This window comes from Micromonospora sp. WMMD1076, assembly GCF_029581475.1.
GTDB lineage: Bacteria > Actinomycetota > Actinomycetes > Mycobacteriales > Micromonosporaceae > Micromonospora > Micromonospora aurantiaca.
Genome location: NZ_CP120862.1, coordinates 1808541 through 1833111, shown reverse-complemented (window position 1 = coordinate 1833111; position 24571 = coordinate 1808541). Strand labels below are relative to the sequence as shown.

Genomic DNA, 24571 nt, shown 5'->3' with positions numbered 1-24571 from the left:
ACGCCACATGTGTGCCGCGCCACGCGCTCACCGCCCGCCCAGGTCACCGCCCGACGCGTCTGCCTCGGCGAGCACCCGCCGGCACAGCCGGTCGGCCGTACGGGTGGTCTCCGGCAGCCGGTACCGGGGCGTCAGTGCCAGTACCCGCTCCACCGCTTCGTCCAGCCCCATCCGGTGCCCGACGCTCACGAAGACCGGCCGGACACCGTCCTGGGTCCGCAGCACCCGCCCGACCACCTCGCCCTCGTCGCACAGGTCGGCGCTGTCACCACGCGCGGGTCCGGGACCCGTCCACGAGCCGACGAGCGGCGTCTTGCCCACCCCGATCGTGGGCAGCCCGGTCACCAGGCCCAGGTGACAGGCCAGCCCGAAGCGGCGCGGGTGCGCCAGCCCGTGCCCGTCACAGACCAGCAGCTCGGGACGGACGGTGAGCCGGTCCAGCGCGGCGAGCAACGCCGGCATCTCGCGGAACGCGAACAGCCCCGACACGTACGGGAAGGCGGGCCGCCCCACGCACACCGCCTCGTCCACCACGTCGAGGGTGGCCGCGTCCAGGACTGTGACGGCCGCCGCGAGCAGGTCATCGTCCTGCGCGTACGCCACGTCCAGCCCGGCCACCGTCGCGGGCGCGGCCGGACCGGGCCCGACCAGGTCGACCCGGGACCGCAACTCCTCCTGTACGCGTCGCGCCTCCGCCACGTCGCCGGGCGGCACATAGGGCACGGGCAGGCCGTCGGTGGAGGGCATGGCGTTTCCGGGCCGCTGTCAGGAGGCGGTGGAGGCGATGGTGGGGTCGGCGGCGGGGTCACCGGCCTGCTGGAGCTGCTCCTCGAACATCACGAAGGTCCGCCGCCGGATCCCCTTGATCAGCGCGGCTTCCTCCGCGGTGAACGGTCGTCTCTCCGCGACGGCGGGCGCCTCGAGCGCCCGGACCGTCTCGTAGAGCGCGAAGACCGGCCCTTCTCCGCTCAGGTAGCGTCCGCGCAACTGCTCGACGTGCTGCACGAAGGCATCAGCCGAGCGCACGTAGATCTCGCCGCCCACGCCACCGATCACGTCGTCGACGATCTCGTCCGCCGGCCGCCAACCCCCCGTCGAGCGGTCCAGCTTCCAAGCGGCGTGGCCGCCACCCGGTGTGGCGACCAGCTTCACAGGTGTGTCGTAGTGCTCGAAATAAGCGGGAAGTTCGACGCCGTCGACTGTAGCCATCACTCACGCTCCTTGTGCAGCGCCGTCTGAAGAGCCTCCCAGAACAGCTCACGCTGGCGCCGAAGCACCGCCCGACGAATGGCGGACTCCGTCACCGTCACGCTACGTCCCTCCTCACGAGCGACCGCTTCGAGGTCGCGCCGCACTTCGAAGAGGGAGTGTTCCCAGGTCGCCACTCTGTCGAGTGGCGCCAGTTGCAGCCGAAACTCAGCGATGTGCCCGTTGGAGGCACGAACGAACATCTGGACGTCTCGGTATCCACTTTTCTGTGGGCTCTGGAAGCGGTCTTCAAACTTCACCAGATCCAATCGTCCGTCGTTCCTCAGACGTGCCAGTCCGCCGTAGAGTTCGTCGAGGTTGCCAAACGAGACGTAGCCGCCCGCGAGATCCTTCAGCTGTGATGCATCGCCGCCGTAGCCCTTGATCTTGTCCTCAGCCCGCCCACGGTCCTTGGGCTCACGACGCCGGTGGTATTCGGCACCACCACCGCATGACTCTGCCAAATCCCGCCCCAGGGAGTTGAGCTCCGACTGCGCGACAGCGGCTTCCTCATACAACTGGTCCAAGAACTGCTTTCGATACGCGGCGTCACCGAGTCGCGTTAGATCGAAACCCGGCTGCGCGGCCTCCGCGCCATCAGTCGTAAAGGATTCGCTCACCGCCAGGTGAGCGCCTGTCAATGGAGTCGGCATCAGGGCCGGCGGTTCCGTCGATGCAACGACGTCAGCCCCCCGTTCCCGGATCTCGCCTACCACGTCTTGCAACACGTCGATGGCCTGCTGGTGGCTGGCCAGGTGGTGCAGGGTCAGCGGCCGCGCGGTCAGCGAGTTGGCGAGTTCCGGCGTCGCCAGGATCATCCGGACCAGGTCGGGCCGCTCCGCGAGCTGCCGCACCAGCGTCTCGGCCAGCAACTCCTCCCGTCGCGGCGGTGCCTCCCAGCTCTGGTCGAGCATCCGCAGCATGCGCGGGTCGGCGAACAACCGGGTGAGGTCGGCCGCACCGTTCTCGTCCAGCCCCGGTACGAGCCGCCGCAACGTCGGCACGTCGGCGTGCTGCGCCAACTCGACGGGCGTCACCCCGGCGGCGAAGGCGGCGTCGAGGTTCCCGCTCTCCGCCAGCGCGTCGCGTACGTAGAGCCCGGCGGCGATCCGGTCGGCGTGTGCCTGCCGGTGGTCCTCGCGTACCCGGTCGGGTTCCGGCTCGACGGGCGGCGCGCTGCCCGGCATCGGTCCGTCGGCGCGCCGGTGGATGGTCGTGGACTCGCCGAGCAGGTGAACGTGGTTGAAGTCCGGGACGTGGCCGTCGGCGATCGGCGGCGGGGCCGGCGGGCGTGGCGGCGCCGGACGGGGTAGCGGCTCGGGCAGGACGTTGTAGGTGCCGGGTGGGCGGCCGGGGAGCGGCATCGGGCGGCCGTCGGGGCCGAGCACCAGAGCGTCGACGCCGACCACGTTGCCGCGGGCCGGACGGCCGCTGTGGTGGTAGATCGGCCGGTCCGCCACGTCGCCCGTCTGCGGGTCGAGGAAGAGGATCGTGCCGTCCTGGTTCAGCGCCACCCACGCGTGCGAGCCGCCGCCCTCGAAGCTGGTGATGAGGAATGCGTAACTGCCGTGGCCACCTGATGCGAGCTGCGCGTACAGGTCCCGGTAACCGCCGTCCACCAGGAGCTGCCGCTCCCGGCCGGTGACACCGGGCCGGTCCGGCGGGCAGAGGTTCTGGAACCGGCCGCCGGTCGTCTGCTCGACGCGAAGCGGTCCGTCCGCCTCGCCGCTCACCGGCCGGTTCACGTCGCCGTTCAGGTAACCGTCGAACGTACGCGGCGCCGCGACGCGCGGCCGTCCATGAACCCAGGTCTCGAACAGCGACAGCGTACAGTCGAGGCAGTTGATCCCCCGGGTGGCGTCGGCCGCCGGTCCGCCGTCGTTCGCGAGGCGGAACCATCGGCCGCGCCGCGGATCGGCGGTACGGGTCACGCTGCCGTCGGGGTTGCGGGGCATCTGCCGTTCGAGGTCGGTCTGGTGCAGCGCCAGCGGGGGCCGGAGCCCTCCTCGGCGGCCGTAGGGCCGGGACCTGTCGATCGGCTCGGGGTGCCCGTGACCGGTGAGCGCCGAGTGGTCGGCCGTATCCACCGCGCCGACGGCCAGGTCCGCCACGTCGTCGTTGATCCGGTAGAAGTCGGGGTCGTCCTCGATCATCACCTCGCGCGGCAGACGCTGGCCGGCACGGACCGCCTCCACCTCGTCGACGGCTCGGTAGTGCAGGCGTTCTCGCCGCCGGCCCTCCCACACGTGCCGGTCGGCGAGCTCGTGCCGCCCGGCTTGGCGCAGTTCGTGGGCCTGCATGAGGAGCCAACGCGCCGCCTCGTAATGCTGTTCGGCGAGGTCACGCAGCTCCTTGATCTGCGCATGGCGTCTGTTCTCCTCGTGCAAGGCACGCTGAGACTGCAGATAGCCCCGGTAGCGCCGCCGGTCCAGACCTTCCCGATCAGCTTTCAGCCGCGCGGCGCGCTGCTGAGCGGTCTCACGAGGCCACGTCCGGGCATCGAGCGGGCCAGGGTTCGGCCCCGGGGAGTCGTCGGTAGGAGGGCGATGCGGAGCCAAGGACTCCAGCAGCGGAAAACGGGGATTCGGCCCTGGTCGGGGCTCGGGCCCGATGGTCGGCGCTCCCGGGTGCGGTACCGGCTGGGGGTTGACCGGTGAGACCGGCGGCGGTCCCACCTGACCTCCGGTGCTGATGGGCGCAGTCCGGTCTGCCGTAGGTGGTGACGCGGCCTGCGGGTGGTCGGCAGGCGGCGCAGGCAGTGTCGCCGGTGCGGCCGCCGCCTGAACGGGGGTGGTCGAGGCCGGTGTGGCGTGGTCGATCGGCGCTACAACCGGACCCGCGCCGCCGTTGACTCCGGTCGACGGCGGGCCGGCGACGGGCGCGTCCGTGATCATCGAGGACAACGTAGGGCTCGTGGTGACCGCCGGACGTGCCACGTCGTGCGGGACGACATCGCCGAGCGGCGGCGTCGTTGTGGGATCCGGCGCCGGGCGGGGCAGGTCCACGGCGAGCGGGTGCGGACCGGCGGCTTGGGGCGTGACGTGCGTGGGTGGCACGGGGACGGCGCCCGCGGTCGTGTCGCCGCTATGGACGATCGGCTCGGCGACCCGCTGGGCCGGGATCAGCCCGACGGGATCGGCGGCGACCGGCACGTCCAGGCCGAACGGCGGCACCGTCAACCCGCTCAGCTGCCCGTCGAGGCGGCGTTGCAGTGCCGAGTCCGCCTGGTTGGTGGCGGACCCGGTGGCGCCGGAGGCAGCCGCGCGTGCCAGATCCTCCAGCGACGGCCCTTGGCCGGTCGCCAGACCCGCGGCGGTCTCGGCGAGCGTCTCCCCGGCCATCTCCCGCCCGAACCGCTCGCCGATCTCCGCGAACCGCCCGTTGGCGTGCCGGCCCAGCCCGGCCAGTGGCGCGACCGCGCCGCCGGCGAATCCGCCGAGAGCCGACGTGCTCACGTCGGTCAGGTCGAGGCCGTCCCGCCTGCCGGTGGAGTTCTGGTACGCCTGCGTGCCGAGGCTGGTGCCCGCCTCCTGGCCGGCCTCCAGCAGGCCGCCGACCGCGGCCCGGCGAGCCAGCTTGCGGGCGCCGGACTTGGCCGCCTCCTTCGCGGCCCGTTCGCCCGCCTCCTTGAGGCCCTGCTTGACCGCCTTGCGGGCGAGCTGGGCCACCAGCCGCTTGAAGATCTGCTGCACCACGACCCGCGTGGCGGTGATCGCGGCAGCCGCCGCCGGTGAGGCGGCGCCCAGGGTGAGCACTGTGGCGACGGCCAGGGACAGCAACTCGACGACCAGGATGCCCAGCTCGATCCAGGCTTCCAGCTTCGCGCCCTCGATGTCGCAGCCGCAGGAGTCGACCAGACGCGCCAGTTCGTCGGTGGCCGCGACCAGGACGTGCAGTGGCGCGTCCTCACCCTCGGCGAGCTTGTGCCACGCAGTGTCGAACGCGCCGGCGACCAAACCGACTCCCCCGTACCCGCTCTTCACCTCACCCGCGGCGGTGATCGCGTCATCGCGCGGACGGGTCAGGACGCCTGCTACGCCGTACCACTGGTCGGCCAGGTCCCAGACGGCGCGCTCGTCGCCCTCCGGCCATTCGACGCCGACCACCCAGTCGAGCGCCTCGTAGATCCAGCCGGGCAGGTCCCACGGGCAGAAGTCGAGCGGGTGCGGGATCGGGCTGGGCAGCATGCTCACGCGCGGGTCCTCCGGTGGTCAGCGCCGGGGCCGATGGGGGTTGTGCCCTTGCTGCGGGACCTTCCCGAGGTCACGGGCGTTGCTCAGGTCCGTCTCCACGGTGGCCGTGACCGAGCGGACAACGTCCGACCCGAGCACCTCCAGCGACCGGCCGAGAAGCTCCCACGCGCGCAGCAGCGCCTCGGCGTAACCCTGGTACTGCTTGTCGAACGCGGCGCCGATGTCGTCGCGGCCCCAGGGCCGCTGGGCGCTCGCGGCGGCGATCGGCTCGCCCGCCTCCCGCCGGGCCGCGCTCACCGCCCGCCCCGACAGCGCCAGGTCGGCCCCGCCGCGCCGGGCCCGGTCCGGGTCCAGCCAGATCTCTCCCCCGGCCACCTGTCACTCGCCGCGGGCCAGCACGGAGTCGGCCCGGCTCAGCAGCGCGCCGAAGTCATGGGTACGCAGGAACTCGACCGACGGAGAGCCCGGCGGCAGGTAGCCGGCGACCAGTTCGCGGGTGGCGGTGGTCGCCGCGGTGGAGGCGCGCAGCACGGTTTCGGTGATCTTCCGGCTCAACGCACGGGCGTCCCGGTCGTGGAACGCCGCAGGGCTCACCTCGACGCTGATCAGCTCGCCTCGCGCGCCGACGATCGCGGTCACCTGACCGTCGTCGGAGCGTTCGGTGACCCGCAGGTCGGCCAGCTTGGTCTGGAGTTCGTCCAGACCGGACCGCAAGCGCTGGTATTGGCCGTACACCTCGTCGAATCGCGCGCGCAGTGCACGGTTCGCATCCCGGTCCGCACTCTCGGCCACCGTCGCTCCCCTTCCGTCACCGTGGGTAGGGCCGACCATACCGGGTGCCACGAAATCCGTGGGGTCCGGTAATTTCAGGTGGTGATCGAGCGACAGCAGGCCGAGCAGATCGCCTCGGTGTGGGCCCGGCGGGACTCCGACCGCCTCGGTTTTCCCTGCACACCCGAGGTCGAGGAGTTCGACCTGGGCTACGTGGTGAGTTCCAGCGTGTCCACCGAGGCCCGGGCGCTCCCCGGCGACCTGCCGACCACTGTGATCGACAAGGAGACCGGCGAGGTGTCGACATGGCCGCGCGTGCCGGCCGCGGCGGTCGAGCGGATGTACCGGCAGCGGCGCCCGGCCGAACCGCGCGCGCCGCGTACCGTCGATCCGGCCGCCCAACTGCTGCGTGAGCTGACCCGCCTGCCCACCCCCGGCGCGGCTGCGCACCTCACGCTCGACGGCCGGCAGCACGTCGCGCAGGGCGCGAAGGGCGACATCGAGGTGCGCCACCATCCGCTCGTCCGGTCCTATCTGGACGAGTTACCGGTGGGGCATCTGGTACGCGGTGGGGAGCGGCACGCCGAGATGATCGTCGTTTCCGACGCGCTGTACGAGCACGACCACCGCCGCGCCGCCGAAGGCCTGCCGCCGCTGTCCATCGAGGACGCACGCGACCTGCTCGGCACCAGCCGGATCGAGGTCTATCGCACCCGTGAGCCGGGCGATCCCCAGGGCGGACAGGCGGATCTTCCCTGCGACTCGTGCGTCCGGTTCCTGGTGCGGTTCGCGGTACTGCCGTGGTCCGACCTCGCCTTCGTGGAGGAGTGGCGCCCGGAGCCGCGCGAGGTCATTCAACCCGGGCGGTTTCCCGACGAGGTCGCCCACGCCCTCGTGGACGGCGGCTGGCAGATCAGCATGTTCAACGAGGCACTCGCGATGGGCGCCATGACCGAGACGAAGGCGGTCGCGGGACAGCATCACCGGCACGAGACGTTCCCCGCCGCCGAGGCGGCGCTCACCGCGTTCCCGGCCGTCCTGAGCCGACGGCGCGGGCCCGGCGAGCAGGTCTGGATCAGCCGGTTCACCACGAACCCGCTGCGGGCCGCGCACACCGCCGACTCCCTCGCCGACTTCGCCGCCGTCCTGGGCGCCCGCCTGTTCCCGCTCGGCAGCGAGCGTCAGGAGAGCATCCTCGCGGTCGACGAGCACGGCCGCGTCTTCGCCCTCGACCAGGCCGGCGAGTGGTTCCTCGGCGCCGACATCGACGCCGCCCTCATCACCCTGCTGCTCGGGCGCGCCCCGGCCCGGGTCCGCGACGACGGCACCTGGTGAGGCCGAGGGCGGGCGATCAGAGGGCCACGCCGGTCAGCACCGTGACCCGCGGCTCGGTGTAGTCGTCCATCGCGCTGCGCAGCCCTTCCCGCCCGACCCCGGAGCCCTTCACGCCGCCGTACGGCATCTGGTCGGCCCGGTACGACGGCACGTCCCCGACGATCACGCCACCGACCTCCAGCGTGCGGGCGGCGTCGAACGCCACGTCGAGCCGGTGGGTGAAGACGCCGGCCTGCAGCCCGTACGCGGAGTCGTTGACGGCGGCGAACGCGGCCCGGTCGTCCGCGACCGGGGCGACCACCAGCACCGGTCCGAACACCTCCTCGGCGCACACCTTCGCGTCGGCCGGTACGCCGCTGAGCACTGTGGGCGGGTAGGTGGCGCCGTCGCGCCGCCCGCCGGCCTCGATGACCGCGCCGGCGGCGACCGCCTCGTTCACCCAGCTCTCGACGCGCTGCGCCGCCTCGATCGACACCAGCGGGCCGACGTCGGTCAGCTCGGATCGCGGGTCGCCGGTGCGCAGCGCCTGCACCGCCGCGACGAGCCGGGGCAGGAAGCCGTCGTAGAGCCACTCGTGCACGTAGACCCGCTGCACGGCGATGCACGACTGCCCGGCCTGGTAGTTGGAGAACGTGGCGATGCGGTGCGCGGCGAAGGTCAGGTCCTCGTCCGCCGCCCAGTCCTCGCAGATGACCGCCGCGGCGTTGCCGCCGAGTTCCAGCGTGACGTGTTTGTCCGGCGCGGCCCGGCGGATGGCCGCGCCGACGGGCCCGGAGCCGGTGAACGACACCACCGGCAGCCGGGGATCGGCGACCAGTTCGGCGGCGCGCTCGTTCGGCAGCGGCAGCACCGAGAACATGCCCTCGGGCAGGTCGGTCCCGGCCAGGATCTCGCCGAGCAGCAGCGCGGTGAGCGGTGTCGCCGGTGCGGGCTTGACCACGATCGGGGTGCCGACGGCGAGCGCCGGGGCGACCTTGTGGGCGACCAGGTTGAGCGGGAAGTTGAACGGGGTGATGCCGAGCACCGGCCCGCGCGGCACGCGCCGGACCAGGGCGATCCGCCCGGTGGCGGCGGGGTCGGTGTCGAGCCGTTGCAGCTCGCCGGAGAACCGGCGGGCCTCCTCGGCGGCCCAGCGGAACGTGGAGATCGCGCGTCCCACCTCGGCCTTCGCCCACTTGACCGGTTTGCCGTTCTCGGCGGTGATCAGCGCGGCGGCCTCGTCGGCCCGCTCGGCGAGCCGGCAGGAGACGTGGTCCAGTGCGGCCGCGCGTGCGTGCGCGGGCAGGGCCGCGGCCTCCGCGGCCACCCGGGCGGCGCCCGCGACTGCGGCTTCGACCTGGTCGGGCGTGGCGCGCGTGGTACGCCCCACCGGCTGCCCGTCGTACGGGTGGGTGACTGTCAACTCGTCCTCGCCGTGGGCGGGGCGACCGGCGACGTAGAAGGCTCTCGGCTCCACGACCGGCAGCCTAGACCACAGACACCCGCGCGGAAACAGTTGCTCAAACCCTTGTCTGCCTCGGATTTAGTAGCCAAGATGGCAGTCAGATTGCGATAACCTCCGCTGACCCTCTCCCCGGCCACCCTCTCGGAGACTCTGATGAGCGACCAGCAGCAGCTGCGCAACTTCGTCAACGGCGAGTACGTCGACCCGGTGGACGGCGGCTACGCCGACCTGGTCGACCCGTGCACCGGCGAGGTCTTCGCCCAGGCCCCGGTCTCCGGCGCGGCGGACGTGGACGCGGCCATGAAGGCCGCCAACGCCGCGTTCGAGACCTGGCGGGACGCCACGCCCGCCGAGCGGCAGCGCGCGCTGCTGAAGTTCGCCGACGCGGTCGAGGCGCGGGCCGCCGAGCTGGTCGACGCGGAGGTCCGCAACACCGGCAAGCCCCGGCAGCTCACCGCCGACGAGGAGCTGCCGCCGGCGATGGACGAGTTGCGCTTCTTCGCCGGGGCGGCCCGTCTGCTGGAGGGGCGCTCGGCCGGTGAGTACATGGCCGGGCACACCTCGTACGTGCGGCGCGAGCCGATCGGCGTCTGCGCCCAGGTGACCCCCTGGAACTACCCGTTGATGATGGCGGTCTGGAAGATCGCACCGGCGCTGGCGGCGGGGAACGCGGTGGTGCTGAAGCCGTCGGACACCACGCCGGTGTCGACGCTGCTGCTGGCCGAGATCGCCGCCGAGCACCTGCCCCCGGGTGTGTTCAACGTGGTCTGCGGCGACCGCGACACCGGCCGTACGCTGGTCTCCCACCCGACCCCGCAGCTCGTGTCGATCACCGGCTCGACCCGCGCGGGCATGGAGGTCGCCGCCGCGGCGGCGCCGGACCTGAAGCGGACCCACCTGGAGCTGGGCGGCAAGGCCCCGGTGGTGATCTTCGACGACGCGGATCTGGCGGCGGCGGCCGAGGCCATCGCGACGGGCGGCTACTTCAACGCCGGTCAGGACTGCACGGCTGCGACCCGCGTGCTCACCGGGCCGGGCATCCACGAGGACTTCGTGGCCGCGCTGACCGAGCAGGCCCGCAACACCCGCACCGGCGCGCCGGACGACGCCGACGTGCTCTACGGCCCGCTGAACAACGCCAACCAGCTCGCCCGGGTGAGCGGCTTCGTGAACCGGCTGCCGGACCACGCGAACGTCACCACCGGCGGTGCCCGGGTCGGCGAGCGCGGCTTCTTCTACGCCCCGACCGTTGTCTCCGGCGTTCGCCAGACCGACGAGATCGTCCAGGACGAGGTGTTCGGGCCGGTCATCACCGTGCAGCGCTTCTCCGACGAGGACGAGGCGGTGCGCTGGGCGAACGGCGTGGACTACGGCCTGTCCGCCTCGGTGTGGACGCGCGACCACGGCCGGGCCATGCGGATGACACGGCGGCTGGACTTCGGCTGCGTCTGGGTGAACACGCACATCCCGTTCGTCTCGGAGATGCCGCACGGCGGCTTCAAGCACTCCGGCCACGGCAAGGACCTGTCGGTCTACAGCCTGGAGGACTACACCCGGGTCAAGCACGTCATGCACAACATCGAGGGCTGATCCCGATGACCACGAGCGAGGAGTTGCACAAGCGCCGGGTCGAGGCGGTGGCGCGGGGCGTGGGCAGCACCGTTCCCGCGTACGTGGACCGGGCGGGCGGCGGCACGATCACCGACGTGGACGGGCGGGAGTGGATCGACTTCGCCGCCGGCATCGCTGTCACCAACGTGGGCAACTCCGCGCCGCGCGTGGTCGAGGCGGTACGCGCGCAGGCCGAACGGTTCACCCACACCTGCTTCATGGTCGCGCCGTACGAGTCGTACGTGGCGGTCTGCGAGCAGCTCAACGCGCTGACGCCGGGTGGCTTCGAGAAGCGGTCGGCGTTGTTCAACTCCGGCGCCGAGGCGGTGGAGAACGCGGTGAAGGTCGCCCGGCACGCGACCGGGCGGCCCGCGGTGGTGGTGTTCGACCACGCGTACCACGGCCGGACCAACCTGACCATGGCGCTGACCGCGAAGAACATGCCGTACAAGCACCGGTTCGGGCCGTTCGCCGGTGAGGTCTACCGGGTGCCGATGTCGTACCCGCTGCGCGACGGCGGGCTGGACGGCGCCACCGCGGCGGCCCGGTCGATCGAGATGATCGAGAAGCAGGTGGGCGCGGAGAACGTGGCGGCGCTGCTGATCGAGCCGATCCAGGGCGAGGGCGGTTTCGTCGTACCCGCGCCGGGTTTCCTGCCGGCACTGCGCGAGTGGGCGACGGCGGCCGGGGTGGTGTTCGTGGCCGACGAGATCCAGACCGGCTTCTGCCGCACCGGCGACTGGTTCGCCTGCGAGCACGAGGGCGTGCAACCGGACCTGATCACGCTGGCGAAGGGCATCGCGGGCGGCCTGCCGCTGGCGGCTGTGACCGGCCGGGCGGACCTGATGGACGCGGTGCACGTCGGCGGTCTCGGCGGCACGTACGGCGGAAACCCGATCGCCTGCGCCGCCGCGCTCGCGTCCATGGAGACGATGCGGGAGCTGGACCTGGCCGCCGCCGCGCGCCGGATCGGCGCGGTGATGGGTGAGCGGCTGCGCGCGACAGCCGCCGGTGACCCGCGCGTCGCAGAGGTACGCGGCCGGGGCGCGATGCTCGCCGTGGAGATCGTGCAGCCGGGCACGCTGACGCCGGACCCGGCCGCCACGGCGGCGATCTCGGCGGCCTGCCACGCGGCCGGGCTGCTCACCCTGACCTGCGGCACCTACGGCAACGTGCTGCGGTTCCTGCCTCCGCTCGTCATCTCCGACGACGAGCTGGGCCGGGGACTGGACATCCTGGCGGCCGCCTTCGGCTGACACCGGACGTGGAACACCATGGGCCCGATCTCCCCCAGGACCGGCCCATGGTGTTCCGCCCGGAGGATCAGCGGAGCAGCTCCACAGTGTTGCGCCGGACCAGGTTCTTGCCGGGTTCGCGGATCGCGTCCATGGCCGCCGTGTTGAGCAGCACGCAGCTTCCGGACGGCCCGGTCACGGTCACCGTCACCGCCTTGTCGTTGTCCAGGTTCGTCACCCGCAGCCGGGTGCCGAGCGGGAACTGGCCGCTGGTGGCGGCCGGTGCCCCGCCCTCGGCGAAGAACGTGAGCGCGCCGGTGCAGACGCTGCCGCCGATCGGTTGCGCCGCGCCCGGCCGGGTCTCACCCGGCTGCGCACCGGGCGCCGGGGCGGCGGCGCCGTCGAGGCGTTCCACCACGTTGCGGCGGACGACGTTCTTGCCCGGCTCGCGTACCAGGTCCATGGCGGCGGCGTTGAGCAGCACGCAGCTTCCGGACGGCCCGGTCACGGTCACCGTGGCCACCTGCCGGTTGTCCAGGTTCGTCACCCGCAGCCGGGTGCCCACCGGGAACCTGTCGCTTGTCGCGGCCGGCGGCCCGCCCTCGGCCGAGAAGGTCACCGACCCGGCGCAGACCGACCTCGCGGCCGGCGCGGTGTCCGCGAAACCGAGTCCGGTGCCCACCGAGACCGCCACCGTGGCGGTCACCGCCACGGTCGCCGCCAGCACGTGCTTGCGCTGCACCCTCACGTTCTCTCCCGTCGTCGCTGTCGTTCGACGCGTGGTACGGACGGGAGGGCCGGACCGTTCACCCGGATCGGCGGACTACAGCGGACCGTAACGAGTGCGTGGCGCTCCGGTCATCGGCGCCCGGTTCCGTCCGGCACATGAGCCGGATGACGCATTGGCGCTCGGGGGTGAGGTGGGTCACGATGGGTGGAAGGAGGCGCTGGTGGCTGACCCGTGGCTCGCCCTGGAGTTCGGCGCGGATCCGGCGGAGCGGATCGCGCAGGTCGGTGCCGCCCACGAGGCGTTCCTCACCGCCGGCACCACCTCCGGCCGGGTCCGGGAGGTGGTGGCCCGGTCCTGGGAGCGGTCCGCGCTGCTCGACCCGGAGACCACCGCGCCGGTGGACCTCACCGACGACGCGCTGGAGACGTACCGCGCCGCACATCCGCTGGCCCGGGTGATGCCGCTGTTCCGCGACCTGCTCGGCGGCATCGCGCAGGACGGCGCGCACCTGATGGCGGTCTGCGACGCCGCCGGCCGGCTGCTCTGGGTGGAGGGCCATCCCGGGGTGCTGCGGCATGCCGAGCGGATGAACTTCGTACCGGGCGCCCGCTGGGACGAGGCGCACGCCGGCACGAACGCCCCCGGCACCGCCCTCGCCGTCGACCACGGCGTGCAGATCTTCGCCACCGAGCACTTCGTCCGGCCGGTGCAGCGCTGGACCTGCGCGGCCGCGCCGATCCACGACCCGGCCAGTGGCGCGCTGCTCGGTGCCGTCGACATCACCGGCGGGGATCACCTGGCCAACCCGCAGAGCCTGGCGCTGGTCCGGGCCACCGCCCGGGCCGCCGAGGCGTTCCTGGCCGGTGCCGCGCCCGCCGCGCCGGACGTGGCGTACGTGTCGGCGCTCGGGCGCGACGAGGCGGAGCTGCGCGTCGGCGGCCGGCGCATCCGGCTCGGCCGGCGGCACAGCGAACTGCTGGTGCTGCTCGTCGACCATCCCGAGGGGCGCACCGGGGAACAGCTCGGCCTCGACCTCTACGGCGACGACAGGCGGCACCCGGTCACGCTGCGCGCCGAACTGTCCCGGCTGCGCCGCGTGCTCGGCGAGGAACTGCTCGACTCCCGCCCGTACCGGCTGCGGCCGGCCGTACGCGCCGACTTCCGTACCGTCACCGAACTGCTGGAGCGTGGCGATCCGGCGGCGGCTCTGCGCGCGTACCCCGGGCCCCTGCTGCCCCTGTCGGACGCGCCGGGAGTGGCGCGACTGCGCCGCCTGGTCGACGGCCAGTTGCGCGCCGCGGTGCTGGCCGGCGCCGACCCGGGGCTGCTCGCGGCCTGGACCGCGACGGCGGCCGGGTCCGACGACCTGGCCGCCTGGCAGGCCCTGGCCCGGGCGTTGCCGCCGGGCGCGCCCCGCCGGCCGCTCGCTGTCGCGCGGGCCCGCCAGCTCGCCGAGGAGTACGCGCTGCCGCGCGCAACGTTCCTGCAACGTCCCGGAAACTAGCCTGCCCGCCATCCACCCCAGACGGACGGCGGAGGTACCCATGACGCGCTACGACGCCCCCACCCACTGGCAGTCCCGCTACGACCACTACATCGGCGGCGAGTACGTGAAGCCGCACGGTGGGAGGTACTTCGAGAACCCGACCCCGGTGACCGGGCAGACCTTCTGCGAGGTGGCCCGGGGCACCGCCGAGGACGTGGAGAAGGCGCTCGACGCGGCGCACGGCGCGGCCGGCACGTGGGGCCGCACGTCGGTCGCCGAACGCTCGCTGATCCTCAACCGGATCGCCGACCGCATGCAGGACAACCTGGAGTCCCTCGCGATCGCCGAGACGTGGGAGAACGGCAAGCCGGTACGCGAGACGCTGGCCGCCGACATTCCGCTCGCGATCGACCACTTCCGCTACTTCGCCGGGGCGATCCGGGCGCAGGAGGGCTCGCTCGGCGAACTCGACGACGACACGGTGGCCTACCACTTCCACGAGCCGCTGGGCGTGGTCGGGCAGATCATCCCGTGGAACTTCCCGATCCTCATGGCGGTGTGGAAGCTCGCCCCGGCGCTCGCCGCCGGCAACGCGGTGGTGCTCAAGCCGGCCGAGCAGACGCCCGCCTCGATCCACTACCTGCTCTCGCTGATCGGCGACCTGCTACCGCCCGGCGTGGTGAACGTGGTGAACGGCTTCGGCGTCGAGGCGGGCAAGCCGCTCGCGTCCTCGCCACGCGTGGCCAAGGTGGCGTTCACCGGCGAGACCACCACCGGGCGGCTGATCATGCAGTACGCCAGTGAGAACATCAAGCCGGTCACACTGGAGCTGGGCGGCAAGAGCCCGAACATCTTCTTCGACGACGTCAGCGCCGCCTCCGACGACTTCCGGGACAAGGCGCTCGAAGGCTTCACCATGTTCGCCCTCAACCAGGGCGAGGTCTGCACCTGCCCGTCGCGGGCGCTCATCCAGCAGGGCCACTACGCCGACTTCCTGGCCGCCGCCGTGGACCGGACCGGGCAGATCAAGCAGGGACACCCGTTGGACACCGACACGATGGTCGGCGCGCAGGCGTCCAACGACCAGCTGGAGAAGATCCTGTCCTACCTGGACATCGGGCGGCAGGAGGGCGCTCGGGTCCTCACCGGCGGTGAGCGGGCCGACCTCGGCGGCGAGCTGTCCGGCGGCTACTACGTCCAGCCGACCATCTTCGAGGGCGACAACTCGATGCGGATCTTCCAGGAGGAGATCTTCGGCCCGGTGGTGTCGGTGACCTCCTTCGCCGACCTGGACGACGCCGTGAAGATCGCCAACGACACGCTGTACGGCCTCGGCGCGGGCGTGTGGACCCGGGACCTGAACACCGCGTACCGGGCCGGGCGGGCCATCCAGGCCGGCCGGGTGTGGACGAACTGCTACCACGCCTACCCGGCGCACGCGGCGTTCGGCGGCTACAAGCAGTCCGGCATCGGCCGGGAGAACCACAAGATGATGCTGGAGCACTACCAGCAGACCAAGAACCTGCTGGTCAGCTACTCGCCGAAGAAGCTGGGCTTCTTCTGATGGGTGACACCGTGACCCTGACCCCCGCGGCGGCCGACCTGATCCGGTCGCTGCGGGGGCAGCACGGCCCGCTGATGTTCCACCAGTCCGGCGGCTGCTGCGACGGCAGCGCCCCGATGTGCTACCCGGCGGGTGAGTTCCGCACCGGCGGCTCGGACGTGCTGCTCGCCTCGCTCGCTGTCGACGGGGTACCCGAGCCGGTGGAGTTCTGGATGTCGAAGGCCCAGTGGGAGCTGTGGCGGCACACCCGGCTCACCGTCGACGTGGTGCCCGGCCGGGGCAGCGGCTTCTCCCTGGAGGCGCCGGAGGGCGTCCGCTTCCTCATCCGGTCCCACCTGAACCGCTGATCTGTCCGAGATCTTGCAGCTCGCGGGCATCGCGGCGGTGGGATGCTGACGCCGTCCACTTCGGAGTAAGCGTCCCACCACCGCCCGACAGGAGACCGCGCATGAACCCGGTCCGACAGCCAGTGCTCGCCGCCGGCCTCACCGCCCTGGCCACCGCCGCCACGCTCGGGCTCGCGCCGGGCGCCGCCGTCGCCGCCCCGGCGGCCTCACCCAGCATCTCCGTCAACTGGTTCGGCGCGGCCGACGTGCGGGCACACACCGCCACCGTCGGCGGCCGGTTCGACTGCGGCGCCGAGCGCGGCCTCGCGTACATCGAGGTGCACCTGGACCAGCGGGTACGGCGCGGGTCGGTCACCGGCTTCGGGTTCGGCGTGATCGGCGCGTGCACCGACGAGCGCACCGCCGGCACCTGGACCGCCACGATCCCCGCCGACCAGGGCAGGTTCCGCGGTGGTCCCGCCACGGCGACAGCCCGCCTGGTGGTGGAGCCCAACTCCCTCACCGAAACCACCGAACCGTTGCGCCTGCGCCCCCGCTGCGCCCGCCCCTGACCCCCTCCCCTCCCTCGACCCCGCGATCTTGCACCCTGTGCCCCCTGTTTGTCGCATCGGTCCCTTTTGCGGGGTAGGCAAGTACAACGAAAAAGGGGGGAGGGGGCTCAGCGGGCGTCGAGGAGGGGCTGGGTGGGGTTCCACGGGGTTCCACCGGCGGCGTCGTGGCGGCGGCGGGCTATCGCGGACAGCGCCTCCAGCACCACCCGGTTGCCCAGGTACGCGGTGATGTCGGCGTGGTCGTACGGCGGGGCCACCTCGACCACGTCCAGCCCGACCACCGGCAGCTCGTAACAGACCCGGCGAACCGCGTCGAGAAGCTGCCGGGAGGTGAACCCACCCGGCTCGGGCGTGCCGGTGCCGGGCGCCATGCCCGGGTCGACCACGTCCACGTCGACGGAGAGGAACACGCCCTCGCACTCGTCGGTCGCGATGCCGAACGCCTCGGTCAGGCAGGTGTCCAGCCCGCGCGCCACGATCTCGGTCATCTCGTACGAGCGCATCCGCTGTTCCGCCATCCACGACAATGTGGAAGGGCCGGGCCAGTAGCCGCGCAGCCCGATCTGGAGGAAGCGGTCGCCGCGTACCGCACCGGACTCGATGAGCCGGCGCATCGGCTGGCCGTGGCCGTGCAGCGAGCCGAACTCGACGTCGCCGGTGTCGGCGTGCGCGTCGAAGTGCACCAGCGACACCCGGCCGAGCCCGTGGTGCCGGGCCACCCCGGTGGCGTCCGGCAGCGCGATGGAATGGTCCCCGCCGAGCACCACAGGGATCGCCCCGGCGGCGGCTACCGCGTGCACGGCGGTCTCCAGCGCGGCGAGCGAACGCTCGATGTCGCCGCTGAACATCTCCACGTCGCCGGCGTCGTAGACGCACAGGTCCTTCAGCCCGTCGACGCGCAGCGCCAGCGACGGGCGGGAGCCGTCGTGCGGGAGGTAGCAGGCCTGCCGGATGGCGGACGGCCCGAACCGGGTGCCCGGCCGGTGCGAGGTGCCGCCGTCGAACGGCGCCCCGATGATCACCACGTCCGCGTCGGCGTACGTGACCGGCTCCTCGACTGTGCACGGCGGCACGCCGAGGAACGTGATGTCGGGACCGTACATCGGGCCGTACCGGGTCATCGTTCCTCCATCCCCCACGGCGAACCGTAGCCGGTGAGCAGGTCCAGGAAGGGTGCCGGCGGGAACGCCTCCGGGCCGAGCACGCCAGTGCCCGACCAGGCGCCGGTGGCGAGCAGTTCCAGCGCGACGACCGGGTTGACGGCGGTCTGCCAGACCACCGCCTGGTGGCCGTACTCGGCCATCGACCACTCGTTGTCGACCACGTGGTAGAGGTAGACGCGGCGGGGCCGGCCGTCCGGCCCGGTGCCGGTGACGTACGTGCCGGCGCACGTCTTGCCGCTCATCCGGTCGCCGAGCGTGGCCGGGTCGGGCAGGGCGGCGGCCACCAGGTCGCGCGGCGACACGTCGACCCCGCGCACGCGCACCGGCTGGGTGGAGTCCAGCCCGAGCTTGTGCAGCGTACGCAGCACCTCGATGAACTCGGCGCCGAGGCCGTACTTGAAGGTGACCCGCTTCGCCTGCACCCAGCGCGGGATGAGCAGCACCTCCTCGTGCTCGACGTTGACGCACTCGACCGGGCCGATCCCGGCCGGGAAGTCGAACACCTCCGGCTCGCTGAACGGTTCGGTGGTGAACCAGCCGCGCCCGGTCTCCCAGATCACCGGCGGGTTGAGGCACTCCTCAATGGTGGTCCAGATGGAGAACGAGGGCGCGAACTCGTAGCCGGCGACTGTGAGGTTCGCGCCGTCGCGTACCCCGATCTCGTCGACCTCGGCGAAGAGTTCGTCGGCGGCGTAGCGGGCGAAGACGTCGGACAGGCCCGGTTCGACGCCGATGCCGCACAGCGCCAGCCGCCCGGCGGCGGCCCATTGCTCCGCGACGGCGAACTGCTCGTCGCCGAGCTTGACCCCGGTCTCGGCGTAGGGACGCTCGGGGTGCGGCCGGGACAGCGACATCGCCATGTCCAGGTAGTCGGCCCCGGCGGCGAACGCGCCGTCGAAGATCGGCATGACGAAGCGCGGGTCGACCGCGTTCAGCACGTGCGTGATCCGGTGTTCCCGGCACAGGGCGGCCACCGCGTCGGCGGAGGCGGCGTCCACTGTGGCGGCGACGAACCGGTCGCCGTGCCCGGCGACGGCCCGCGCCGCACGCGCCGGGTCGTGGTCGGCGACCACCATGGTCTCGAAGAAGGTACGGCGGGCGGCGATGGATACGGCGGCGGAGCCGACGCCACCGGCGCCGACGAGGAGGATACGCATCAGGAGTCGAACCCCAGTCCAAGACGGTCGAGAGTACGGAGCCAGAGGTTGCGCCGGCCGTCGCGCGCGTCGGCGCAGGCGAGCGACCAGCGGGTGAGGTTGATGCCCACGGACCGGGCCGGTTCCGGCGGGAACGGCAGCGGCTTGCGGCGCACCAGGTCGAGGCGGGTCAGCGGGGTGTCAGCGCCGGAGAGCAGGTCGAGCGTCACGCGGGCGCCGAACCGGGTCGCGCCGACGCCGAGCCCGGTGAACCCGGCCGCGTACGCCAGGCGTCCGGAGTACGCGGTGCCGAAGAACGCGCAGAACCGGGTGCAGGTGTCGATGACCCCGCCCCAGCGGTGGCTGAACCGCAGCCCGTCCAGTTGAGGAAAGGTCGCGAAGAAGTGCGACGCCAGCGTGGCGAAGGTGGCCTCGCGCTGCTCCAGCGCGGGCGCCACCCGGTTGCCGTAGTGGTAGACGGCGTCGTAGCCGCCGAACAGGATCCGGTTGTCGGCGGTGAGCCGGTAGTAGTGGAACTGGTTGCCGGTGTCGGCGAGCCCCTGCCGGTGCCGCCAGCCGACCGCGTCGCGCTGCTCATCGGTCAGCGGCGCGGTCATCAGCGCGTAGTCGTAGACCGGCACGACCCAGGAGCGCAGCCGGCGCAGCAGCGGCGGGAACGCGTTGGTGGCCAGCACGACCTGCCGCGCCCGTACCGCGCCGGGCGCCGCGTCCGCGCCGCCCGCCGTGGTGGCGCGCAGCCCGGCGCCGTCGCGGGCCAGGCCGGTGACGCGGGTGTGCTCGTGCACGCGTACGCCCAGGTCGAGCGCCGCCCGGCGCAGTCCCCAGGCGAGCTTCGCCGGGTCGAGCAGGGCCACCCGGTCGCGGTCCCACATCCCGCCCAGGTACGTCGGCGACGCCACCTCGGCGCGTACCTCGTCGCGGTCGAGCAGCCGCACGTCGTGGCCGTACCGGCGGGCCAGGTCGGCGTCGGCGGCGAGCCCGTCGAGCTGGTACGGCTCGACGGCCACCGCCAGCTCGCCGGTGCGTTCGAAGTCGCAGTCGATGTCGTACTTCGCCACTGTGGCGGCGATGGCGTCGAGGTTCTCCCGGCCCAGCCGTTCCAGCTCGCCGATCTCGCCGGGGAACCGTTCGACGCCGTTGGCGAGCCCGTGGGTGAGCGACGCGGCGCAGAACCCGCCGTTCCGCCCGGACGCCGCCCAGCCGCACGTGCCCGCGTCGACGAGCAGGACGTCACGGTCCGGGTCGGCCTCCTTGGCGAGCAGCGCGGTCCACAGCCCGGCGTACCCGCCGCCGACCACGAGCAGGTCGGCGGCGTGCGCCCCGGCGAGCGGCGGCAACGGGTCGGGGCGAACCGGGCGGTCCAACCAGTACGACACGGGCGCGGCGTCGGCCAGTGCCCGGCCGGTATGCGGGGGTGTCATGGCTTGCCCGCCGGTGTGGCGACCATCGCGAGGGCGGCCCGTCGCGCCCGCCGCCCGCGCAGCGAGGTGGCCCCGACCAGCAGCAACGCGATCACGAACATGGCCGTGCCGATCACGTTGACCTGCGGCGGGATGCCCCGCTGGGAGGCGCCCCAGACGTACATGGGGAACGTGACAGTGGTGCCGGCGTTGAAGTTCGTGATGATGAAGTCGTCGAAGCTGAGCGAGAACGCCAGCAGCGCGGCGGCCACGATGCCGGGTAGCACCAGCGGCAGCGTGATCCGCCGGAACGTCTGCCACTCGCTGGCGTACAGGTCCATCGCGGCCTCCTCCAGCCGCCGGTCCATGCCGGAGAGCCGGGCCTTGACGGTGACCACGACGAACGACACGCAGAACATGACGTGCGCGATGACGATGGTCCAGAAGCCCTGCGGCACCCCGGCGGCGACGAAGAGGGCGAGCAGCGAGGTGCCCATCACCAGTTCCGGTGTGGCCATCGGCAGGAAGATCAGCCCGTTGAGCCCGGACCGGCCGCGGAAGCTGTGCCGGACCAGGGCGAACGCCATCAGCGTGCCGAGGAGCGTGGAGACGACTGTGGCGATCAGGCCGATCTGCATGCTGCGCACCACGGCGTCGCACATGTCCGAGGTGGCGCAGGGCTGCTTCCAGTTGTCGAGCGTGAACTCGTTGAAGTCGTAGGAGAGCCGGCTGGAGGGCCGGTTGAAGGACAGACCGGCGACCACCATGATCGGCAGCGTCAGGTAGCCGAGGACGAGCACCGCTACGCCCATCACCCACCGGTCGGCGAGCCAGCGCCTCATCAGAGCCGGCCCCCATTCGCGACTGCGGGGCTCCGCTTCGCTGCGCTCCTCGCGCTCATCAGAGCCGGCCTCCATTCGCGACTGCGGGGCTCCGCTTCGCTGCGCTCCTCGCGCTCATCAGAGAACCTCCTCCGTGCCGGCCTTACGCAGGTAGACGAAGACGATCGCCAGGATCGCGGCCATCAGCAGGAACGACAGCGCCGCGCCCTGCGGATAGTCCAGCCGGACCAGGAACGCCGAGTCGATGACGTTGCCGATCATGTACTCGTTCGGCGTACCGAGCAGCTCGGCGTTGATGTAGTCACCGGTGGCCGGGATGAAGAACAGCAGCGTGCCGGCGATCAGGCCGGGCATCGACAGCGGCAGCGTGACCTTGGCGAACGCGCGCACCGGGCTCGCGTACAGGTCGCTCGCCGCCTCCAGCAGCCGGGGATCGAGCCGCTCCAGGCTCGCGTACAGCGGCAGCACCAGGAACGGCAGGAAGTTGTACGTCAGGCCGAGCACCACGGCGATCGGGGTGGCGAGCAGCCGCCCGTCCGGGCCGAGCAGGTGCACGTCGCGCAGCAGCCCGACGAGCGCGCCGTTGTCCGACAGGATGGTCTTCCAGGCCAGCGTGCGCACCAGGAAACTGGTGAACATCGGCGCGACCACCGCGACCAGCAGCAGGTTCTTCCACCGGCCGGCCTTCTGCGCGATCGCGTACGCCAGCGGGTAGCCCATCAGCAGCGCGAGCACCAGCGCGACGGCCGAGTAGAGGAAGGACCGGGAGAACTGCGGCCAGTACGCCTGCAACGCGTCCGGGTAGTTGCTGAACGCCCAGGTCATGGCGTACCCGGTGGAGAGCGAGCCGGCCGGGTCGTAGAGGCTGGCCGAGGCGAGCTGCACCAGCGGGAGCGCGAAGAAGACGAGCAGCCAGACCGCGCCGGGCAGCAGCAACAGGTACGGCAGGAGGCGGCTGCGCCCGCGCCGCACCGGCGGCGGCACCGGCTTCCCGGCGGAGGCCGGTACGTGGGCCAGCGCGCTCATGGCAGCGCACCCACCGGCGGCTCGTCGAGCAGCGGCGTGGTCTGGTCGTCCTCACCGGCGGCCCGGGGCAGCAGGAACGCGTGCCGCGGATCCCAGTGCGCGGTCACCGCCGTACCGACCGCGAGGCGGCCGCCCAGCCCGCTGTTCGCGGCGAACGCGGACAACTCGCTGCCCCACGCGGTGCGCACCAGGTACTGGGTGCTCACCCCGACGTAGGAGGCGTCGGTGACCACGCCGCCGACGTGCTGGTGCCCGGCCGGCACCGGGTCCGGGCCGTCGGCCAGGTGCAGCTTCTCCGGACGTACGCCGAGGAAGGCCGGACCGTCGGTGAGCCGGGCCCGGCCGGCGGGCACCGAGAAGCGCGAGCCGTGCGCCGTGACCAGCACGTCGTCGGCGGCGCGACCGCCGGCTTCGGCGGCGAGCAGGTTGGACTGGCCGAGGAAGTTCGCCACGAACGCGGTGGCCGGGTACTCGTAGATGTCGGCGGGCGCGCCCAGTTGCTCGATCCGGCCGGCGTTCATCACCGCGACCGTGTCGGCCATCGTCATGGCCTCCTCCTGGTCGTGGGTGACGTGCACGAACGTGATGCCGACCTCGGTCTGGATCCGCTTCAGCTCGATCTGCATCTGCCGGCGCAACTTGAGGTCGAGCGCGCCGAGCGGCTCGTCGAGCAGCAGCACCTGCGGGTGGTTGATGAGCGCCCGGGCCAGCGCGACGCGCTGCTGCTGGCCGCCGGAGAGCTGGGCCGGGCGGCGCCGGCCGTACCCTTCGAGCTGCACCAGCGCGAGCATCCGCTCGACCTGGTCGCCCACTTTGCGGATGCCGCGGCGGCGCAACCCGAACGCCACGTTCTCGTGGATGTCCAGGTGCGGGAAGAGGGCGTAGCTCTGGAAGACGGTGTTCACCGGCCGCTTGTACGGCCGCAGCCCGGCGATGTCCTGCTCGCCGAGCAGCACCTGCCCGCTGGTGGGCTGTTCCAGCCCGGCGATCATCCGCAGCGTGGTGGTCTTGCCGCAGCCGGACGCGCCGAGCAGGGCGAAGAACGAGCCCTGCGGGACGGTGAGGGTGAGGTCGTCGACGGCGGTGAAGACGCCGAACCGCTTGGTCAGGTCGACCAGTCGCAGGTCACCGGCCGGGGTCTGCTGCCCCTTCACGCGCCGATCACCTGCTGGAACTTGGTCTCGTACTCCTTCTCCTGCGCCTCGTCGAGCGCCATGAAGACCTTGGCCTTGGCCAGCATCGCGTCGTCCGGGAAGATCAGCGGGTTGCTCGCCAGATCCGGGTCGATCTTCTCCATCTCGGCCTGCGCGCCCTGCACGGGACAGATGTAGTTGACGTACGCGGCCAGCTTCGCCGCCACCGCCGGGTCGTAGTAGTGGTTCATCAACGCCTCGGCGTTGGCCTTGTGGGTGGCCTTGTTCGGCACCAGCATGTTGTCCGACCAGAGCATCACGCCGGACTCGGGCACCACGAACTTGATCTTCTCGTCGTCGAAGCCGAGCTGCACGACGTCGCCGGACCAGCCGATGCACGCGGCGATGTCGCCCTTGGCCAGGTCGGGCGCGTAGTCGTTGCCGGTGAACCGCCGGATCTGCTTGCTGTCCACCGCCTTCTTGAGCTTGTTCAGCGCGTCGTCGAACTGGGCCGGGGTGAACTCGGCCGGGTCGTGGCCGAGCGACTGGAGCAGCAGGCCGATGGTGTCGCGCATCTCCGACAGCACTGTCACCTTGCCCTTGAGATCGGGGCGGGTGAGCAACTCGTCGACGGTGCGGATCTCCTTGGTGACCTTCGCGTTGTACGCGAGCCCGGCCAGCCCGGACTGCCACGGGACCGCGAGCTGGGTCTCGGCGTCGAAGGAGCGCCCGCGCAGCGACTGCAGCAGGTTCGCCTCGACGTCGGGCATCTTCGACCTGTCCAGCTTCTGCACCCAGCCGAGGCGGATCATCCGGGCGGCCATCCAGTCGGTGAGCACCATGATGTCCCGGCCGGTGCTCTGACACCCGGCGAGCTGGTTGCGCACCTTGCCGAAGAACTCGTTGTTGTCGTTGACGTCCTCGGTGTACGTCACCTGGATTCCCGACGCGGCGACGAACGCGTCGAGCGTGGGGCGCTTGGACTCGTCCTTCTCGTCGGTGTCCATGTACTGCGGCCAGTTCGAGAAGGCGACCTTCTTCTCGGTGGCGGACAGATCCTCGCTCTTGCAGCCGGCTTCGGTCTGCTGTGCGCCCTTGGTCCCGCAGCCGGCCAGGGTGCCCGCGGTGGCGAGCAGCGCGGCCGAACCGACGGTCCCGGTGAGCAGACCACGCCGGGTGAGGGTCCGGAGGGGACTACGCATGTGACGACTCCTTGGGGGGCATCGTCGGCGGCGGGACGGGGGCGGCGCGCCGGCGGGAGGGTCAGTGGCGATGGACGACTGATCCTGACATGAGAAAACCTCTCTCACAAGGGATTCCGTTGCCGGAATAGCC

General features: G+C 72.0%; 21 protein-coding genes. 7 read left to right on the top strand and 14 right to left on the bottom strand.

Annotated features, from left to right (window positions below):
• Nucleotides 1-27 precede the first annotated feature (27 nt).
• From nfi to O7622_RS09005, 5 genes are read right to left on the bottom strand one after another with little or no spacing between them, the layout of a single operon-like run.
• Nucleotides 28-747, bottom strand: a complete 720-nt coding sequence (nfi, locus tag O7622_RS09025; protein WP_282312826.1) for a deoxyribonuclease V — start codon at nucleotides 745-747, stop codon at nucleotides 28-30.
• Nucleotides 748-765: 18 nt separating this feature from the next.
• A complete protein-coding gene (locus O7622_RS09020; RefSeq protein WP_282312825.1) occupies nucleotides 766-1209 on the bottom strand; it encodes a hypothetical protein in 444 nt (147 codons plus the stop codon).
• Nucleotides 1209-5435: a toxin glutamine deamidase domain-containing protein gene (locus O7622_RS09015; protein ID WP_282314092.1), complete on the bottom strand. Its 4227-nt coding sequence runs from the start codon at nucleotides 5433-5435 to the stop codon at nucleotides 1209-1211. Before O7622_RS09015 ends, O7622_RS09020 begins: the two co-directional genes overlap by 1 nt.
• A 24-nt stretch (nucleotides 5436-5459) precedes the next feature.
• Nucleotides 5460-5816: a hypothetical protein gene (locus tag O7622_RS09010; RefSeq protein ID WP_282312824.1), complete on the bottom strand. Its 357-nt coding sequence runs from the start codon at nucleotides 5814-5816 to the stop codon at nucleotides 5460-5462.
• A gap of 3 nt (nucleotides 5817-5819) precedes the next feature.
• Entirely contained in the window at nucleotides 5820-6233 is a 414-nt protein-coding gene (locus tag O7622_RS09005) for a YbaB/EbfC family nucleoid-associated protein (protein WP_282312823.1), read from the bottom strand.
• 81 nt (nucleotides 6234-6314) lie between these two features.
• On the opposite strand from O7622_RS09005, the gene O7622_RS09000 reads away from it, so the two are divergent.
• Nucleotides 6315-7547: a YwqJ-related putative deaminase gene (locus O7622_RS09000; RefSeq protein ID WP_282312822.1), complete on the top strand. Its 1233-nt coding sequence runs from the start codon at nucleotides 6315-6317 to the stop codon at nucleotides 7545-7547.
• A 16-nt stretch (nucleotides 7548-7563) separates the two neighbouring features.
• On the opposite strand, the gene O7622_RS08995 is transcribed toward O7622_RS09000, so the two are convergent.
• On the bottom strand, nucleotides 7564-9003 hold the full coding sequence (locus O7622_RS08995; RefSeq protein ID WP_282312821.1) for an aldehyde dehydrogenase family protein: 1440 nt from the start codon (nucleotides 9001-9003) through the stop codon (nucleotides 7564-7566).
• Between the two features lie 141 nt (nucleotides 9004-9144).
• Between O7622_RS08995 and O7622_RS08990 the strand changes: the two genes are divergently transcribed.
• Together O7622_RS08990 and gabT are read left to right on the top strand one after the other, a co-directional pair.
• The gene (locus tag O7622_RS08990; protein ID WP_282312820.1) at nucleotides 9145-10581 is read left to right on the top strand and encodes a gamma-aminobutyraldehyde dehydrogenase; all 1437 of its coding nucleotides are present in this window, start codon (nucleotides 9145-9147) and stop codon (nucleotides 10579-10581) included.
• 5 nt (nucleotides 10582-10586) lie between these two features.
• A complete protein-coding gene (gene gabT / locus O7622_RS08985) occupies nucleotides 10587-11858 on the top strand; it encodes a 4-aminobutyrate--2-oxoglutarate transaminase (RefSeq protein WP_282312819.1) in 1272 nt (423 codons plus the stop codon).
• Nucleotides 11859-11925: 67 nt separating this feature from the next.
• On the opposite strand, the gene O7622_RS08980 is transcribed toward gabT, so the two are convergent.
• On the bottom strand, nucleotides 11926-12585 hold the full coding sequence (locus O7622_RS08980) for a hypothetical protein (protein ID WP_282312818.1): 660 nt from the start codon (nucleotides 12583-12585) through the stop codon (nucleotides 11926-11928).
• Nucleotides 12586-12787: 202 nt separating this feature from the next.
• Between O7622_RS08980 and O7622_RS08975 the strand changes: the two genes are divergently transcribed.
• From O7622_RS08975 to O7622_RS08960, 4 genes are all read left to right on the top strand, one after another.
• Nucleotides 12788-14071 (top strand): transcriptional regulator, encoded by a 1284-nt coding sequence (locus tag O7622_RS08975; protein WP_282312817.1) that lies wholly within the window; start codon nucleotides 12788-12790, stop codon nucleotides 14069-14071.
• Nucleotides 14072-14111: 40 nt separating this feature from the next.
• Nucleotides 14112-15617: an aldehyde dehydrogenase gene (gene adh, locus O7622_RS08970; protein WP_282312816.1), complete on the top strand. Its 1506-nt coding sequence runs from the start codon at nucleotides 14112-14114 to the stop codon at nucleotides 15615-15617.
• A complete protein-coding gene (locus O7622_RS08965; protein WP_013284177.1) occupies nucleotides 15617-15964 on the top strand; it encodes a DUF779 domain-containing protein in 348 nt (115 codons plus the stop codon). The genes adh and O7622_RS08965 overlap by 1 nt, the downstream gene beginning before the upstream one ends.
• A 101-nt stretch (nucleotides 15965-16065) precedes the next feature.
• Nucleotides 16066-16515 carry a hypothetical protein gene (locus tag O7622_RS08960; RefSeq protein ID WP_282312815.1) on the top strand — a complete coding sequence of 150 codons (450 nt, stop codon included), beginning with the start codon at nucleotides 16066-16068 and terminating at the stop codon, nucleotides 16513-16515.
• Nucleotides 16516-16622: 107 nt separating this feature from the next.
• Here O7622_RS08960 and speB read toward each other — a convergent pair whose 3' ends face one another.
• The 7 genes from speB to O7622_RS08925 all read right to left on the bottom strand — a co-directional run bounded on the left by speB (nucleotide 16623) and on the right by O7622_RS08925 (nucleotide 24438).
• Nucleotides 16623-17636, bottom strand: coding sequence for an agmatinase (gene speB, locus O7622_RS08955; protein WP_282312814.1), 1014 nt, complete (start codon nucleotides 17634-17636; stop codon nucleotides 16623-16625).
• Nucleotides 17633-18835: a saccharopine dehydrogenase C-terminal domain-containing protein gene (locus tag O7622_RS08950; RefSeq protein ID WP_282312813.1), complete on the bottom strand. Its 1203-nt coding sequence runs from the start codon at nucleotides 18833-18835 to the stop codon at nucleotides 17633-17635. Before O7622_RS08950 ends, speB begins: the two co-directional genes overlap by 4 nt.
• Nucleotides 18835-20256: an FAD-dependent oxidoreductase gene (locus O7622_RS08945; RefSeq protein ID WP_282312812.1), complete on the bottom strand. Its 1422-nt coding sequence runs from the start codon at nucleotides 20254-20256 to the stop codon at nucleotides 18835-18837. The genes O7622_RS08950 and O7622_RS08945 overlap by 1 nt, the downstream gene beginning before the upstream one ends.
• Nucleotides 20253-21077, bottom strand: a complete 825-nt coding sequence (locus O7622_RS08940) for an ABC transporter permease (protein WP_282312811.1) — start codon at nucleotides 21075-21077, stop codon at nucleotides 20253-20255. Before O7622_RS08940 ends, O7622_RS08945 begins: the two co-directional genes overlap by 4 nt.
• A 117-nt stretch (nucleotides 21078-21194) precedes the next feature.
• Entirely contained in the window at nucleotides 21195-22103 is a 909-nt protein-coding gene (locus tag O7622_RS08935) for an ABC transporter permease (RefSeq protein ID WP_282312810.1), read from the bottom strand.
• Nucleotides 22100-23257, bottom strand: coding sequence for an ABC transporter ATP-binding protein (locus tag O7622_RS08930; RefSeq protein WP_282312809.1), 1158 nt, complete (start codon nucleotides 23255-23257; stop codon nucleotides 22100-22102). The genes O7622_RS08935 and O7622_RS08930 overlap by 4 nt, the downstream gene beginning before the upstream one ends.
• Nucleotides 23254-24438 carry a spermidine/putrescine ABC transporter substrate-binding protein gene (locus O7622_RS08925; protein WP_282312808.1) on the bottom strand — a complete coding sequence of 395 codons (1185 nt, stop codon included), beginning with the start codon at nucleotides 24436-24438 and terminating at the stop codon, nucleotides 23254-23256. The genes O7622_RS08930 and O7622_RS08925 overlap by 4 nt, the downstream gene beginning before the upstream one ends.
• Nucleotides 24439-24571: the final 133 nt, after the last annotated feature.